The sequence below is a fragment of the Amycolatopsis sp. WAC 04197 genome, assembly GCF_003947475.1.
GTDB classification, from domain to species: Bacteria; Actinomycetota; Actinomycetes; order Mycobacteriales; family Pseudonocardiaceae; genus Amycolatopsis; species Amycolatopsis japonica.
The window spans coordinates 377,895-393,892 of the sequence record NZ_QHJK01000009.1 but is presented as its reverse complement, the minus strand read 5'-3'; the positions used below and the strand labels follow the sequence as shown (position 1 = coordinate 393,892).

At 69.2% G+C, this 15,998-nt stretch carries 14 protein-coding genes; 7 read left to right on the top strand and 7 right to left on the bottom strand.

Going from position 1 to position 15,998, the window contains the following annotated elements; translation table 11 throughout:
• Nucleotides 1–645, bottom strand: coding sequence for a hypothetical protein (locus DMC64_RS31845; protein WP_125736498.1), 645 nt, complete (start codon nucleotides 643–645; stop codon nucleotides 1–3).
• Complete coding sequence (locus DMC64_RS31840; RefSeq protein ID WP_125736497.1) at nucleotides 645–1,451, bottom strand: sporulation protein; 807 nt, start codon at nucleotides 1,449–1,451, stop codon at nucleotides 645–647. Before DMC64_RS31840 ends, DMC64_RS31845 begins: the two co-directional genes overlap by 1 nt.
• A gap of 58 nt (nucleotides 1,452–1,509) precedes the next feature.
• Here DMC64_RS31840 and DMC64_RS31835 point away from each other — a divergent pair, with 58 nt between their 5' ends.
• Both DMC64_RS31835 and DMC64_RS31830 read left to right on the top strand, forming a co-directional pair.
• Complete coding sequence (locus DMC64_RS31835) at nucleotides 1,510–1,752, top strand: DUF3039 domain-containing protein (RefSeq protein ID WP_007033595.1); 243 nt, start codon at nucleotides 1,510–1,512, stop codon at nucleotides 1,750–1,752.
• A gap of 120 nt (nucleotides 1,753–1,872) precedes the next feature.
• Entirely contained in the window at nucleotides 1,873–2,709 is an 837-nt protein-coding gene (locus DMC64_RS31830; RefSeq protein WP_125736496.1) for a hypothetical protein, read from the top strand.
• An 87-nt stretch (nucleotides 2,710–2,796) separates the two neighbouring features.
• On the opposite strand, the gene DMC64_RS31825 is transcribed toward DMC64_RS31830, so the two are convergent.
• Together DMC64_RS31825 and DMC64_RS31820 are read right to left on the bottom strand one after the other, a co-directional pair.
• A complete protein-coding gene (locus DMC64_RS31825; RefSeq protein ID WP_125736495.1) occupies nucleotides 2,797–5,931 on the bottom strand; it encodes an efflux RND transporter permease subunit in 3,135 nt (1,044 codons plus the stop codon).
• Nucleotides 5,932–6,065: 134 nt separating this feature from the next.
• Nucleotides 6,066–7,169 carry a YihY/virulence factor BrkB family protein gene (locus DMC64_RS31820; protein ID WP_125736494.1) on the bottom strand — a complete coding sequence of 368 codons (1,104 nt, stop codon included), beginning with the start codon at nucleotides 7,167–7,169 and terminating at the stop codon, nucleotides 6,066–6,068.
• 264 nt (nucleotides 7,170–7,433) lie between these two features.
• Here DMC64_RS31820 and DMC64_RS31815 point away from each other — a divergent pair, with 264 nt between their 5' ends.
• The 5 genes from DMC64_RS31815 to DMC64_RS31795 all read left to right on the top strand — a co-directional run bounded on the left by DMC64_RS31815 (nucleotide 7,434) and on the right by DMC64_RS31795 (nucleotide 14,178).
• Nucleotides 7,434–9,188, top strand: coding sequence for a DEAD/DEAH box helicase (locus tag DMC64_RS31815; protein ID WP_125736493.1), 1,755 nt, complete (start codon nucleotides 7,434–7,436; stop codon nucleotides 9,186–9,188).
• 326 nt (nucleotides 9,189–9,514) lie between these two features.
• The gene (locus DMC64_RS31810) at nucleotides 9,515–10,648 is read left to right on the top strand and encodes a sugar ABC transporter substrate-binding protein (RefSeq protein WP_016332932.1); all 1,134 of its coding nucleotides are present in this window, start codon (nucleotides 9,515–9,517) and stop codon (nucleotides 10,646–10,648) included.
• Between the two features lie 79 nt (nucleotides 10,649–10,727).
• A complete protein-coding gene (locus DMC64_RS31805) occupies nucleotides 10,728–11,501 on the top strand; it encodes an ATP-binding cassette domain-containing protein (protein ID WP_005164482.1) in 774 nt (257 codons plus the stop codon).
• Between the two features lie 23 nt (nucleotides 11,502–11,524).
• Nucleotides 11,525–12,985, top strand: coding sequence for a sugar ABC transporter permease (locus tag DMC64_RS31800; protein WP_038515845.1), 1,461 nt, complete (start codon nucleotides 11,525–11,527; stop codon nucleotides 12,983–12,985).
• Between the two features lie 11 nt (nucleotides 12,986–12,996).
• Nucleotides 12,997–14,178, top strand: a complete 1,182-nt coding sequence (locus tag DMC64_RS31795) for an ROK family transcriptional regulator (RefSeq protein WP_052120908.1) — start codon at nucleotides 12,997–12,999, stop codon at nucleotides 14,176–14,178.
• Between the two features lie 57 nt (nucleotides 14,179–14,235).
• Here DMC64_RS31795 and DMC64_RS31790 read toward each other — a convergent pair whose 3' ends face one another.
• From DMC64_RS31790 to DMC64_RS43365, 3 genes are all read right to left on the bottom strand, one after another.
• On the bottom strand, nucleotides 14,236–14,841 hold the full coding sequence (locus tag DMC64_RS31790; protein ID WP_125736492.1) for a TetR/AcrR family transcriptional regulator: 606 nt from the start codon (nucleotides 14,839–14,841) through the stop codon (nucleotides 14,236–14,238).
• Nucleotides 14,822–15,685, bottom strand: coding sequence for an alpha/beta fold hydrolase (locus tag DMC64_RS31785; RefSeq protein ID WP_125736491.1), 864 nt, complete (start codon nucleotides 15,683–15,685; stop codon nucleotides 14,822–14,824). Before DMC64_RS31785 ends, DMC64_RS31790 begins: the two co-directional genes overlap by 20 nt.
• Before the next feature lie 129 nt (nucleotides 15,686–15,814).
• Nucleotides 15,815–15,994, bottom strand: coding sequence for a hypothetical protein (locus tag DMC64_RS43365; protein ID WP_016332937.1), 180 nt, complete (start codon nucleotides 15,992–15,994; stop codon nucleotides 15,815–15,817).
• Nucleotides 15,995–15,998 lie beyond the last annotated feature (4 nt).

Sequence of the window (15,998 nt, the reverse complement as noted above, 5' to 3'; positions counted from 1 at the left end):
TCATCGGTGATGTGGGTCCGCGTCACGCCATCGGGTCAGTTCGTTCGAGAGGTTCTCGCGCGCCTTGGCCTCCCAGCGTGCCCGCCCGATGTCGCTGCGGTACAGCCGCGGCCTGGCCAGCAGGTTTTCCAGCACGGCCGCGCGACCCGCCCGCCAGTCCTCGTCGGAGTAGATCGAGTACTCCTCCCGGACACCGTTCGCGTACTGCTCGTAGTCCTCCGGCGCGGCGCCGAGGATCGCCAGATCGGCGTCCAGCAGCGCGGTGGCGAGGAGGTCTTCGTCGGGGGCGGCGTGGTGGATCGTGCTGAGGATCAGCTCGCCGGCGCGTTCGACGTCGGCCGCGGGGACACCGGCGTTGGTGAGTTCGTCGCGGGTCCAGGCGGCGCTGGCCTGCTCGTCCTCGCCGGGGCGGGCGTCGTAGACGACGTCGTGCGTCCACGCCGCGATGGCGACGAGGGCCCGTTCGCGGGCGCCGAGCCCGAAGGCGACGGCGAGGGCCCCGCTGTCCCGCGCGACGGCCGTGACGTGCCCGAGATCGTGGTAGCGCCGGTGCGGTTCGGCGTAGCGGGCCTGGAGGTCGTTCCACGCGACGGCGGCGATCTGGTGATCGCCACCGAGCCGGGTGATCGCGGTCGGCCAGTCCATCAGTCGAAGATCCCGCGTGCCTTGGCCACCTCGTGCAGCCAGCCTTCGAGCTGCGGCTCCCACTTGACCCGCTCCAGCGCGGCGTGGTCGACCTTGAACAGGCCGAGGAACTCCTGGCCGCGCCCGCCGAAGCCGCCGCTCTTGGACACCCGGACCCGTTTGGTCACCTCCAGCACGACCTGGGTCTCCGACGGAGAGGACAGGAAGGTCACCGCCACCGAGGTGAAGACGGGTGCGAACCGCGGCGACGGGGTGAAGCGGATCTCCTGGAAGAACGGGAGCTGCTGGACCGCGCCGTCGACCCGGCCGCGTTCCAGCACGGCCTCGCGGAAGACGAAGCCGATCCGGCTGAAGGCGTCCAGTATCCGTTTCTGCGCGGGCAGCGGCTCGATCGCGGCGGTGTCGACGTCGACCGGGTCGGTGACGGAGTTCGCGATGTCGAGGCTGGTCTGCAGGCCGACGGCCATCCCGTTCAGCGGTTTGCCGAAGACGCTGGAGATTGGTGTCTCCCAGGGCAGGGCGACCTCGAACGGGATGCGGACCTGCTGGCCGGGGCCGATGCGCTCGTTGCCCGCGAGCTGCTGGGTGCCGAACTCGAGGTCCTCGACGCCGGGGCGGCGTTCGTCCGGGAGCGTGACCCTGGCGAGCAGTTTGACCGAGAGACCGTTGATCTCTTGATCGACTTCGCCGCCGAGCAGCAGGACCTCGCCGCGCAACGGGCGGCCGGGGGAGACCGTGCGGTCGAGCAGCCGGGCGTCGATCTTCGCCCCGCCCGAGCCGAACGTCGCGAGCACCTTCTGGAACATGGGCGAGATCCTGCCAGGTCGCCGGTGTGCGCAGGAGGATTTGGGGCATTATGGAGGGGTGAGTACTCAGACCCTTCCGAAGCCGGATACCCGTCCCGAGGGCACCGACGGCACCGACGACGATTCGCCGAAGATGTTCCACTACGTGCGCAAGAACAAGATCGCCGAAAGCGCGGTCATGGGCACGCACGTGGTGGCGCTGTGCGGTGAGGTCTTCCCGGTGACGAAGTCGGCGAAGCCCGGTTCGCCGGTCTGCCCGGACTGCAAGAAGATCTACGACGGTCTCAAGCCGGGCGACTGAGTGTCCGTCCGGTGTCCGATACCGGACAAAATCTGAAAATCCTTCACATGGCGGCTGCCCGTCCCGGTTTTCGCTGGTAATCAGTACCCGCCAGCGAAACCCAGCCGGGACGGAGCCTTCATGCGTAGAACCGGGATCGTGCTCGCCATCGCCGCGTTGGTCGCGGTGTTCTCACCCGCCGCCGCCCAGGCCGTCACCGGCTGGACCACGGTCGGTTCGGACAACGCCCGCCCGCTCGACGAGGGCCAGGGCCTCGCCACCATCGAACGGCCGTCCGGGACGATCTACCGCTACACCGGGATCGCGACCGTCCCGATGAGCCTCTCGACCCAGGGCTGGAACCACGTCGGCGACCCGGGTTCCGCGCAGGGCTGGTACGTCGAGCCGTACCAGCGCGACGACCGGGGAGCGAAGCTCTTCCGCGTCGAGTCGCCCGACGGGAAGTGGGCGAACTACACGCACGCGCTGGAATCGTGGGAGGCGAACAACAACTCGTTCGCCGCCGTGACCCCGGACGCGCGCTGGATGGTGGCGGGCGAGTGGGGCACGATGGACCGCCTCCTCGTGCACCCGATGCCCGGCGTCGCGCACACGAACCCGGCGGCGAACCTGCCGTACTCGTCCGCGATCCGGCTCGACAAGCCGGTGCGGGACATCCAGGGCTGCGACTTCGTCACCGCGACCCGGCTGCTGTGCTCGTCCGACGACCCCGAGGGCTCGCTGTTCGGGACCACGAAGCCGCTGCTGCAGGTGGATCTTTCCGGCGCGCTGTCGGGTTCGGACGTGACCGGGCGGGTGACGTCGCTGGGGCAACTGCCCCTGAAGAGCACCTGCAGCGGGAACTTCGAGACCGAAGGCATCGACGTCGCCGCCGACGGGACCCTGCGGGTCGTCGTGCTCTCGCCTTCGTGGTGCGTGGCCTTCGACAGCAAGACGTGGCGGTTCCGCAAGGCGTGACTCGCCCATGCATTTAGTCGACTGAATGCGAAAGGCACGCCGGGCGCCCACCCAGCCCCGGCGTGCCTTCCTCCCCCGCCCCCAGGTCTACGCGGTCGGTTCCGGAGTCAGCGTCTCGGAGGACGGTGCCGCCGCAGGTGACCGGCGGGCCGCCTTCTTCGCGCGGCGCTTCTCCTTCCGCGTCTCGACCATCGTGTACAGCGTCGGCACCAGGATCAGCGTCAGCAGGGTCGAGCTGACCAGGCCGCCGATGACCACGATCGCCAGCGGCTGCCCGATGAACCCGCCCTGCCCGGTCAGTCCGAGCGCCATCGGGACCAGCGCGAAGATGGTCGCCGCCGCGGTCATCAGGATCGGCCGCAGCCGTCGCCTGCCGCCTTCGACGACGGCGTCGGCGACGCTCATCCCCGAAGCCCGGTACTGGTTGATCAGGTCGATCAGCACGATCGCGTTGGTCACCACGATGCCGACGAGCATCAGCATCCCGATCAGCGCGGGCAGGCCCAGCGCGGTCCCGGTGGCCAGCAGCAGCCCGATCGCGCCGGTCGCCGCGAACGGGATCGACACCAGCAGGATCAGCGGCTGGATCAGGCTGCGGAACGTCGCCACCATGATCAGGTACACGATCGCGACCGCGGCCAGCAGCGCGAGGAACAGGTTCCCGAACGCCTCCTGCTGATCCTCGCTGACCCCGCCGAGCTTGTACGCCGCTCCGCCGGTAAAGGTCAGTCCGTCCAGTTTGGACTGGATGGCCTTCGTGGTGGCGGCCAGGTCCGCGCCGGTGTTCTTGGCGGTGACCGTGGTGCTCAGCTCGCCCGAGGTGCGGTGCACCGCGGCCGGGCCGTCCACTGTGGACACGGTGGCGACCGAGTCCAGCCGGACCACGCCGGTCGCGCTCGGGATCGGCAGCGCCTTGACCGCGTCGACCGACACCGGGGCCGTGCCCGCGCGCAGCACGATGTCCGTGCGCTGACCGTCGACCGGCAGCTGCGTCACCGTGCGGCCGGCGATGGCCTGGTTCGCGATCTGGCCGATCGTGGTCGCCGAAAGCCCGCTCGCGGCGGCCTTGGCGGCGTCGACCTCGACCTGCACGCGCGGCGAGCCCTGCGCGAGGTCACTGGTCACCTCGGTGAGGTCCGGGACGCCGGACAGCGCCTGGCGGACCTGCTCGGCGGCGGGCTTCAGCGCCGCCTCGTCCGGCGCGGTGACGGTGATCGAGACCTGGTCGGAGTTGAACCCCCCGGCTTCCGCGCCGATCTTGACCTCGCCGAGCTCCGGCTTGTCCAGCTTGCCCCGCAAGCGATCCGACAGCGCGTCGAGGTCGGTGTCCTTGGCGACGGTGACCTGGATGCTGGTCGCCGTCCCGCCACCGCCGAAGAAGTTCCCTCCGCCGATGCTGACCTGATACGTCTCGACGGCCGGTTCGGCGGCGAGCGCCTGCTCCACCGCGCCCGCGGCCTTCTCCTTGGCCTCGGGACTGGTGCCGGGCGGCAGCTTCTGCGAAAGGCTCAGCGTTGTCGAGCCGGACTGGTCGAGGAAGTTCGTGTTCAGCTGCGAGGCCAGGCCGACCGTGCCGCCGAAGATGATCAGCGCCAGCAGCACGACGGTGACGCGGCGCCGGGTCGCGAACCGGATCACCGGCACGTATCCGCGCTGCAGCAGCCCGCGGCGTTCCTTGTCCTCGGCGGCCTGGCGCGTGAGCTCGGCCTCGCGTTCGTCGGCCGGGGCCTTGGGCGGCTTGAGGAACCAGTACGCCAGCACCGGGACGATCGTCAGCGAGACCAGCAGCGACGCCAGCAGCGCCACGGTGACCGTGATCGCGAACGGCGAGAACAGCTCGCCGACGAACCCGCCCACGAAGGCGATCGGCAGGAACACCGCGACCGTGGTGAGGGTGGACGACGTCACGGCACCCGCGACCTCGCGCACGCCGTCGAGCACCGCGCGCTGTTTCTCCTCGCCGTAGGCCAGATGTCGTTTGATGTTCTCCAGCACCACGATCGAGTCGTCGACCACCCGCCCGATGGCGATGGTGAGCGCGCCGAGGGTGAGCAGGTTCAGCGAAAGATCGCCGGTCCACAACGCCAGCAGCGCCACGACCACCGACAGCGGGATCGACACCGCCGTCACCAGCGTCGAGCGCACCGACATCAGGAACAGCAGGATCACCACGACCGCGAACGCCAGCCCCAGCAGGCCCTCGGTGGTCAGGCCGCTGATCGCGTCCTTGACCGGGGTGCCCTGGTCGAACACGACGCTCATCTCGGCGCCGATCTTCTTCGACAGCTCGGGCAGCTTGTCCCGCACCGCTTCCGAGATCGCGACGGCGTTCCCGTTCTCCACCATGGTGATCGAAAGCCCGAGGCTCGGCTTGCCGTTGGTGCGCGTGATCGACGTCGGCGGCGCGAAGCCCGCCTGGACGTCCGCGACGTCACCGAGTTTCACCGGCTTGCCCGCCGGCGCCCCGGGACGGGAAGGCTGCGAAGGTGTGAGGTACAGGTTCTTGATCGTGTCCACTGTGGTCGGTCCGCCACCGACCTGGACGGTGAGCGTCTTGTCGCCTTCGGTGAGCGTCCCGGCCGGGACGGCGGCACCGGCGGTCTGCAGCGTGGTGGCGATCGACGACGGGTCGACCCCCGCGGCCGCCAGCTTCGCGTAGTCCAGCGCGATGGTGACCCGCGGCTGCCGCACACCGGTGACGTCGACCTCGCGGACGCCGTCGATCTTGCGCAGTTCCGGCGCGACCTCCCCGGTCAGCGCGGGCGCGAGCGCCTGCGGGTCGCCGGTGGTCCCGGCGGCGAGCAGCACGACCGGGAGATCGTCGGTGGACCCCGCGGAGACCGTCGGCTCGCTGTTCTGCGGCAGGCGGGCCTTGAGCCCGTCGATGACGCGCTGGATCTGCCCCACGGCCGCGTCGATGTCCGTGCCGAACTCGAACTGCGCGGTGATCCGCGACAGCCCCTCCGACGACGTCGAGCTCAGTTCTTCGAGCCCCTTCAAACCCTGCAGCCCGCCTTCGAGCGGCTCGGTGACCTGACGGTCGACCGCGTCCGGCGACGCGCCCGCGTACGGCGTGATGACCTGCGCCTGCGGGAACTGCAGTGACGGGAACAGCTGCTGCTTCAGCTGCGGCAGGGCGAAGGCGCCGAAGCCGATCACCACCAGGGCGAGCAGCCCGATGAGACTTCGGTTGCGCAGGCTCAGTCTGGCCAGCGTGGACATGACGGGATCCCCCAGGAAGACAACTCGGGAACGTGCGGATTACCGCGAGCTTTTCATGGCGGCGGGTGGACTGGATTCACACCACGGGTGGAATCGGAGTACGACTTCGGGATGAGGTCCTGCTCAGACCGGCCTCAATTTTGCCGTTCGGTCACCTGATCGGTTTCGCTCTGCGTTTCTTCGTTCACCGATTGTTCTGATTCGGTCTCGCCGTTCTGGCGGGGTCGGCGGAGCGGGACGGTCGTCCGTTCCCACAGTTTGCGGCCCTCTTCGGCACGGATCCGTTCGCTGGCACGTTCCATTTCCAGCCGCCGCCATTTCCGGCGCTGGCGTTTCGTCGCCTTGGCGGGCCACAGTTCCTGGATCGCGCTGTTGAAGTACGCGCCGCCGACCACGGCGAGCCCGATGAAGAACATCAGCAACAGGAACGCGATCGGCGCGGCGAGCGCGCCGTAGGTGTAGCCGGTCTTGGTGATCCAGTTCAGGTAGATCCGCAGCCCGATGCTGGAGAGCAGGAACACGACCATGGCGAGCATCGCGCCCGGCAGCCCGCGGTGCCACGGCAGCCTGCGCGGCAGGGACAGCTTGTACAGCGTCGTCAGCGCCAGCACGATCATCACGGCCAGCACGGGGTAGTACAGCGTGCCGACCCAGTACGACACCGTGTCGCGCCAGTCGGTGGGGAAGAACTGGGGGAGCAGGTCCGGCCCGATCGCCAGCAGCGGCAGCCCGACCACCAGGATGACCAGTCCGGCCAGGTACAGCAGCAGCGCGAAGATCCGCTGCCAGACGTCGTTGCGGACGCCGTACTGGTCGTGCGCGACGGTGATCGCGTCGACGAACGACGACATCGCCGACGAACCGGCCCACAGCGAGATCAGGAAGCCGACGGAGACGATCTCGCCCTTGCCGACGGTGAGGATGCTGTTGACCGTCGGCTCGATGATGTCGTGGACGGCGTTGTCGCTGAAGATCGTCTTGCTGAAGGTGATGATCCGGTCGTGGACCGCCGTCACGACCTCCTGGCCGAACCAGTCGCCGACGAAACCGAGGCAACCGAGGAGACCGAGCAGCAGCGGCGGCAGCGACAACGTCTGCCAGAACGCGGCTTCGGCGGCCTCGGAGAAGATGTTGCCGTCCCATGCCTTGCTGAGCGTGCGGCTGAGCAGGCGCAACGGCCCCCTGCGGCCCTTCGCGACCTCGGCGGCCGTGTCGGGACGGCCGTTCTCCTCGCTCATGCAGCTCCTCCGCCGGCGCCGAGCGCCCTTGACGGTGTCCAGCATGGTCCATGCCGCGCCATTCGGCTCGCCACCCCTGGGTTTTCGGGTGAGTAACCCGACAACGGGGGTGGCGCTTCCGGCGTTCCACGGGGCTGGAAGGTAGGCTCTTCGGAGTGCCCTCACCTCAGGCGCCGGCGTCGCGGCCGGATACCCAAGTGGGGGTTTTCGCTTGTGTCAGGGTGGATGACCAGGCATTTCGAGTGAGGGAGGAGGGGGACCTGCATGTCGGAAACCGTTGAACGCGATCGAGGCGAGCTGGGCGCGCCTCCCGCGGCGAAGGACAGCACGGCCCGCCCGCTGCGTGCCTGGCAGCGGCGGGCGCTGACGAAGTACCTCACGAAGAAACCGCAGGACTTCCTGGCCGTGGCGACGCCGGGCGCGGGCAAGACGGTGTTCGGTCTCCGGATCGCCGCCGAGCTGCTGAGCGACCGGACCGTCGAGCGGATCACCATCGTCGCGCCGACCGAGCACCTGAAGCACCAGTGGGCCGCCTCGGCCGCGGCCGCCGGTATCGCGATCGACTCGAACTTCCGCAACGGCACCGGTGTCACCTCGCGTGACTACCAAGGTGTCGCGGTCACCTACGCGCAGGTCGCCGCGCATCCGTCACTGCACCGCGTGCGCACCGAGAACCGCAAGACCCTGGTCATCCTGGACGAGATCCACCACGGCGGTGACGCGAAATCGTGGGGTGACGCGATCCGCGAGGCGTTCACCCCCGCCGTCCGCCGTCTCGCGCTCACCGGGACGCCGTTCCGCAGCGACGACTCGCCGATCCCGTTCGTCACCTACGAGGCCGACGGCTCGGGTTTCCAGCGCAGCAAGGCCGACCATGCCTACGGTTACGCCGACGCGCTCGCCGACGGCGTGGTCCGGCCGGTCGTCTTCCTCGCCTACTCCGGCGAGGCCTCCTGGCGCACCAGCGCGGGGGAGGAGTTCACCGCGCGGCTCGGCGAGCCGCTGACCGCCGAGCAGAACGCGCGGGCCTGGCGCACCGCGCTCGACCCGGCAGGCGAGTGGATCCCGTCGGTGCTGCAGGCCGCGGACACGCGTCTCACGCAGCTCCGCGCCAACGGCATCCCGGACGCGGGCGGTCTGGTGATCGCCACCGACCAGGACTCGGCGCGCGCCTACGCCAAGATCCTGCAGCGCATCTCCGGCCAGAACCCGACGGTCGTCCTCTCCGACGACCCCAAGGCGTCCGGACGGATCAAGGAGTTCTCCGACTCGACCGACCGCTGGCTCGTCGCGGTCCGGATGGTGTCCGAAGGCGTCGACGTCCCGCGTCTCGCCGTCGGTGTGTACGCCACGAGCGCGTCGACCCCGCTGTTCTTCGCGCAGGCCATCGGCCGGTACGTGCGTTCGCGCAAACCCGGCGAGACGGCTTCGGTCTTCCTGCCGAGCGTGCCGGTGCTGCTGGAGCTGGCCAGCGAGCTGGAGGCGCAGCGCGACCACGTCCTCGGCAAGCCCCACCGCGAGAAGGAGGGCTGGGACGACGAACTCCTGGCCCAGGCCAACCGCACCGAGGACGAACCGGGCGAGGAGGAGAAGGCGTTCACCTCGCTGGGCGCCTCCGCCGAGCTCGACCAGGTGATCTACGACGGCAACTCGTTCGGCACCGCGGTGTTCTCCGGTTCCGACGAGGAGCAGGAGTACCTCGGCCTGCCGGGGCTGCTGGAGCCGGACCAGGTCCGCGCCCTGCTGCGGAAGCGGCAGGAGGAGCAGCTCTCCGACGAGAAGCGGCGCAAGCCCAAGGCCGAGGAGGCGGCGCCGGTCGCGCGGCCGCAGTCGGTCAGCGAGCGGCTCGGCGCGCTGCGCAAGGAGCTGAACGCGCTGGTGGGCGTGCACCACCACCGGACGCGGAAGCCGCACGGCGCGATCCACAACGAACTGCGCCGGGTCTGTGGCGGGCCGCCGACCGCGATGGCTTCGGTGGAGCAGTTGGAAGAGCGGATCGTCACCCTGCGTTCCTGGTGACCGCCCCGTAGCAAGCGCTATGAAAGGTCCTTTCCTTGCAGAATTTGCAAGGAAGGGACCTTTCATAGCATCCGGGGGCGGAGAATCGGAGCTGCGCCGATCACGCTCAGTGAGTGGTGGCGGTCACACCGTCAGCACACCTAGACTTCGTACGTCTTGCTACGGCCACGTTGCCAAACCGTGTCCATTTGATGAGGCTTAATCGATTCAGCCGTCTTCCGCGAAACCCGTTCGGCGGCATATGTTGTCGCCCACAACATATGCGCGATGGTGCGACCGGTCTCTCAGGATCGCCGCCCGCGAGCAAGATCGGAGAAGGAACGAGGATGCGCAGCAGAACCCTTACCCTCCTCGCCGCGACGGTGGGCGCCGGCCTGGTGCTTTCCGCCTGTGGCGCCAACACCGCCGACTCGGGCAGCGGCAACTCCTCGCAGTCCGCGCCCGCCCCTGGCGGCGCCGCCGCCGGTGGCAAGGTCGGCGTCATCCTGCCGGAGACCGCCACCTCCGCCCGCTGGGAGTCCTTCGACAAGCCCTTCCTGACCAAGGCGCTCAAGGACGCCGGCTTCGACGCCGACGTCCAGAACGCCCAGGGCGACGTCCAGAAGTTCACCACGCTGGCCGACGGCATGATCGCGCAGAACGTCAAGGTCCTGATCATCGCCGCGATCAACGGCGAGGTCGGCTCGGCCGTCGCCAAGAAGGCGCAGGCCGCGGGCATCCCGACGATCGACTACGACCGCCTCAACCTCGGCGGCAGCTCCGACTACTACGTCTCGTTCGACAACGAGAAGGTCGGCCAGCTCCAGGGCCAGGGCCTCGCCGACGCGCTGAAGGACAAGAAGGGCGCCGAGGTCGTCATGATCGAGGGTGCCCCGACCGACAACAACGCGACGCTGTTCGCCAACGGCCAGAAGTCCGTGCTGCAGCCGAAGTTCGCCAGCGGCGACCTGAAGCTCGTGCGCGAGCAGGCCATCGACAACTGGGACAACCAGAAGGGCGGCCAGACCTTCGAGCAGATCCTGACCGACAACAAGGGCAAGGTCGACGGCGTCGTCGCCGCGAACGACGGTCTCGCCGGCGCGGTCATCACCGTGCTGAAGAAGAACGGCCTCAACGGCAAGGTCCCGGTCACCGGTCAGGACGCCACCGCGGACGGCCTCATGGCCATCCTGCGCGGCGACCAGTACATGACCGTCTTCAAGCCCATCAAGGAAGAGGCCGAGGCCGCGGCGAAGCTCGCCGTCCTGCTGGCCAAGGGCGACAAGGCGGGCGCCGACGCGCTGGCCACCGGCAAGGCGAAGGACCCGAAGGGCAACCGCGAGGTCAAGTCCGTGCTCCTCGAGCCGAAGCTGACCACGAAGGACGGTGTCAAGGAGGTCGTGACGCAGGGCTACGTCAAGGCGGCCGAGATCTGCGGCGGCGACCTGGCCGCGGCGTGCACGCAGCTCGGTATCTCCTGACCCGTTAAATCCAGACGACCGGGCCGGTGCGTTCCCCCGACGGAGCGCACCGGCCCGGTACCCAGCCGGGAGAACCCCCATGAGTGAACCCATCCTCGAACTGAAGCAGCTGAACAAGAGCTTCGGGCCGGTCCACGTCCTCCACGACGTGGACTTCAACGTGCGCGCCGGCGAGGTCACCGCGCTGGTCGGCGACAACGGTGCCGGTAAGTCCACTTTGGTCAAGTCGATCGCCGGGATCCACGGCTACGACTCGGGAACGGTGACGTTCCAGGGCAAGCAGGTGAACATCCACGGCCCGCGCGACGCCGCCGATCTGGGCATCGAGGTCGTCTACCAGGACCTCGCGCTCGCCGAGAACCTCGACATCGTGCAGAACATGTTCCTCGGCCGGGAACGCGGCAGCAAATGGCTGCTCGACGAGGCCAGCATGGAGAAGGCCGCCCGCGAGACGCTCGCCTCGCTTTCGGTCCGCACCGTGAAGTCCGTCCGCACGCCCGTTTCGGCTCTCTCGGGCGGGCAGCGGCAGACCGTCGCGATCGCGAAATCCGTGCTGTGGGACTCGAAGGTCGTCCTGCTCGACGAGCCCACCGCCGCGCTCGGTGTCGCGCAGACCCGTCAGGTGCTCGACCTCGTCCGCCGTCTCGCCGAACAGGGCCTCGGTGTGGTGCTGATCAGCCACAACATGGCCGACGTCTTCGAGGTCGCCGACCGGATCGCGGTGCTCTACCTCGGCCGTCTCGTCGCCGAGGTGCACACCAAGGACGTCACCCACGGCCAGGTCGTGGAACTGATCACCGCCGGTCGCTCCGGCGACCTCGGCCTTGCCCGCCCCGAAGCCGCCGTCCTCTGAGCAGAGGCGAGAAAGAACCGGAAATGACTGAGACACCTGCAAAGCCCGCCTCGCCGGAGGGGGGCAAGTCGGCGGCCGCCGCGCTCAACCCGTCGGCGGCCATCACGGACTTCGGCATCGACACGACATCGATGTCGACGCGCGAAGCCGTCGGCGACTACTTCTCCCGGCTCAAGGCCGGACAGCTGGGTTCGCTCCCGGCGCTGCTCGGCCTGCTCGTGCTGGTGATCGTGTTCGCCTCGCTGTCGGACACCTTCCTGACGATGAACAACATCGCGAACCTGATGGCACAGGGCGCCGGCAAGGCGATCATCGCGATGGGCATCGTGTTCGTGCTGCTGCTCGGCGAGATCGACCTGTCCGCGGGGACCGCGTCCGGCGTCACCGCCGCGGTGCTGGCGATGCACTACGTGCGCAACGGAAACCTGTTGGGCGGCATGGGGAACGGCGTGTTCATCGCGTTCCTCGTCGTGCTCGCCATCGCCGCCCTGCTCGGCGTGATCCTGCGGATCTGGGCGGGTGTCGGGTTCGCCGTGCTCGCCATCGCGCTCGTGCTGTCGGGAACCGCGGCCAACGCGTGGATCGAGATGCTGCTCGCGATCTCCGTCGGTGGCGCGATCGGTGTCCTCACCGGCTTCCTCGTCTCGAAGATCGGCATGCCCTCGTTCGTCGTGACGCTGGCGCTCTTCCTCGCCTGGCAGGGTGTCATCCTCCAGTTCATCGGTGAGGGCGGCACGCTCGGCATCAGCACCTCCGACGTGCTGTTCAAGGTCGCCAACGGCAATCTGTCCACTGTGGGCAGCTGGGTCCTGTTCCTGATCGCCGCCGGTGGTTTCGCCGCGGTGACACTGGGCCAGCACTTCTCGCGGCTCAAGCGCGGCCTGGTCACCCAGCCGACGCCGATGGTGCTGTTCAAGGTCGGCGCGATCGGCGTGGTCGCCGCGATCGCGACCTATCTGCTCACGCTGAACCGCGCGCCGAACCCGAACATCGTCATCTCCGGCGTCCCGTACGTCGTGCCGATCGTGCTCGGCCTGCTGGTGCTCGGCACCTACGTGCTCAACCGCACGCAGTACGGCCGCCACATCTACGCCGTCGGCGGCAACCGCGAGGCGGCCCGCCGCGCCGGTATCAACGTCGAGAAGATCCGTGCCTCGGTGTTCGTCATCTGCTCGGCGGTGGCGGCGGTCGGCGCGATCGTCTACTCGTCGAAGGTCGGTTCGGTCGACCCGCAGGCCGGTGGCCTCAACACGCTGCTGTTCGCGGTCGGCGCCGCCGTCATCGGTGGTACCTCGCTGTTCGGCGGCAAGGGCCGGGTCGTCGACGCGGTGATCGGTGGTCTCGTGCTGGCGGTCGTCGAGAACGCGCTGGGCCTGCTGAAGCAGTCGGCGGCGGTGGTCAACATCGTCACCGGTCTGGTGCTGCTTCTCGCGGCCACGGTGGACGCGCTGTCCCGGCGCCGCGCGGCTGCGTCGCCGCGCTGAGTCCGCATGGAATGATGAAGTCCGTGACCAGCACACCCGTTGCACGACCAGACGAGGTGCGCAGGCACAACCGCACGACCTTGCTCCGGTTGCTGCACGTCAGCGGCCCGAGCACCAGGGCGACCCTCGCCACCGAGCTGGGGCTCAACCGCAGCACCATCAAGACCCTCGTCGACGGCCTCGCGGAAGCGGGGGTCGTCGAGGAGCGGGTCCCGAGGCCGGGACGAGGGGCGGGCCGCCCCTCGCTCCTGGTCCTGCCGCAGCCGCACGCGGCGGTGGTGCTCGCGGTCGATCTCCAGGTCGAACACGTGGCGATCGCGCTGGTCGGGTTCGGCGGCCAGATCCTCGGGCGCAACAGCTGGAACCTCCGCGGCCGGATGCGGGAGGCCGACGAGGTGATCACGCACGTGATCGAGTCGACCACCGTGCTGGCGGGCGACCTCGGCGTACAGCCGATCGCCGCGGGCGTGTCCGTGCCCGGCGTCGTCCGCCGGGCCGACGGGCACGTCCACGAGGCCCCCAACCTCCGCTGGACCGACGTGGCGCTCGGGGAACGGCTCGGCGGTGTGCTGCGCATCCCCATCCTGGTCGGCAACGACGCCGAACTAGGCGCCATCGCCGAACACCTGCGCGGCGCCGCGCGGGGTTCCTCCGACGCCGTGTACGTCTCCGCCGACGTCGGCGTCGGGGGCGGGATCATCGCGGACGGCTCGTCGCTGCGCGGCGGCGCGGGCTACGTCGGCGAGATCGGGCACATGGCGATCCGGCCGGGCGGCCGTCCCTGCTACTGCGGGTCCAGCGGCTGCTGGGAGACCGAGGTCGGCGAGGCGGCGCTGTGCCGCGCCCTCGACCTGCCCGAGGACACCCCGCGCGGGGCGATCCTGTTCGAGCTGCGCGAGCTGGGCCGGGATCCGCACGCCGCCGAGGAACGGCTGTCGGAGTTCGCGGAATGGCTGACGCTGGGCCTGGTGAACGTGGTCAACCTGCTCGGCCCCCAGCTGGTGGTGCTGGGCGATCTGCTCACCGTGCTGCCCGATTCGGTCGTGAAGTCGGTCGCGGCCGAGGTCCGGCGGCGGAGCCTGGTCAGCCGGGCCGTCGGCGGGACGCAGATCGTGAGTTCGGCGCTTGGGGCGGACGTGAAGCTGCTGGGGGCGGCTGAGGCGGCGTTCGAGATGATTTTGGACACCGTGTAGCTCGCGTTTAGTCCTCTGGATGCGGTAGTTGCACACGCAAGGACCGCATCCAGAGGACTAAATGCGTTGTGTCACGAGGCCGGACAGCAGGGCCACCAGGGCGGCCAGGGCCTTCTCCTTCGCGGCTTCGCGGTCTTCCGCGTGCGCGATCATCAGCGCGGCCTCCGCGCAGGCGCTCAGCACCAGTTGCGCCAGTTCCGGGATCGGCGCGTCGATCAGCAGCCCGTCCGCCGCGGCGGACTCCAGGATCTCCGTGATCATGCCCAGCCCGTACCGGTTCTCCAGTTCGCGCCATTCCTGCCAGCCGAGGACGGAGACGGCGTCGGTGAGCGCGATCCGCACCACCTCGGGCCGCAGGCACAGGTCCAGGAACCGGCTCAGCACCCCGAGCGCCCCCGTCCACGGGTCGCCCGCGGCACCCAGGACGGTCTTCAGCTCCTCGGTGATCTCCGTTTCGATCTGCTCGATCACGGCACGGAACAGCCCTTGTTTGTCCCCGAAGTGGTGATACAGCGCGCCGCGGGTGACACCCGCCGCCCGGACGATCTCGTCGGCGGGCACGGCGGCGTAACCCTGTTCGGCGAACAGCGTCCGCGCCGCCGTGATCAACGCGGCCTGCGTCGACTGCGAGCGTTCGGTCTGGCTACGTCGTGGCGTGGGCACGCAGGAATTCCACCATCATGCCGCTCAGCCGCTCCGGCTGGTCCTCCGGCACGAAGGTGTAGGAATCCTCGATCGTCTTCAGTTCGGCGTTCGGCAGGACCCCGGCGAGCTTGCGGCCCACCCACAACGGGAAATGCCGGTCCTCCGGCGCCCAGGCCAGCAGCACGGGCTTGGTGAACGCGGGCAGCCGCTCGGCGGCGGTGAGGGTGTACCGGTTGTCGACGCTCGCCATGAACCGGCGCAGATCGTCGCGGATCTCCGCGCTCCGGCGGCTCGGCAGCAGGTACGCGTCGAGGATGTGGTCCGGGACCGGATGCTTGGCCAGCCAGAGGAAGTCCGTCGCCTTCAGCGGCCACCGCCAGCGCAGCGCCGCGGTCACCAGCCCGACGCCGCCGGGGATCCGCGCCAGCGGGCTCAGCCCCGCGAACAACGGCGGCAGGAAGCGCTCGAAGGAGTCCGACGGGGTCAGCACGACCCGGCCCACCCGTTCCGGGTTCGTGGTCATGAGCAGTTGCGTCAGCGCGCCGCCGGTGTCGTTCGCGACCACGGTGACGTCGGTCAGGTCGAGCGCTTCGAGGAACCGCGCGATGAGCGCCGCGACCCCGGGCGGGCTCAGCTCGGCGTGGGGGACCGGGATCTCGTGCGACCCCAGTGGCCAGTCCGGGGTCAGGCAGCGGAACCCGGCGTCGGCGACGGCGGGGGCCACTTTGCGCCAGAGCAGGCCGTTGGTCAGCAGGCCGTGCACGAAGACCACGGGAGGCCCTTCGCCGCGGTCGCGATAGCGGATGCGGGCGTCGCCGAGATCCACCACATGTGCTTCACCGAGGAGGTCGCTGGTCGTCATGCCAACTAACATACATTCTGTCTGTATGTTTTTGAAGGCGAAAACCAGGGCGGCCGCAGGCAAAAAACAGGGCGGCCGGCTCTCTCCCCTGGGGGAGTAGCCGGCCGCCGGTGGTCGTGGACTGGTGGGCTACCGCTGAATGTCCGCGGACATTTCCTTGAGCTTCGTCTCGTGTGCGCGGGCGTGGTGACCACAGAAGAGCAACTCGCCACCGGTGCTGAGAATGGCTCGAACCTGGGCTGCAGCTCCACACCGGTCGCATCGGTCGGCAGCGGTCAGTTCGGGGCGGGTGAGCGTCGGTGAAGTCATTGGA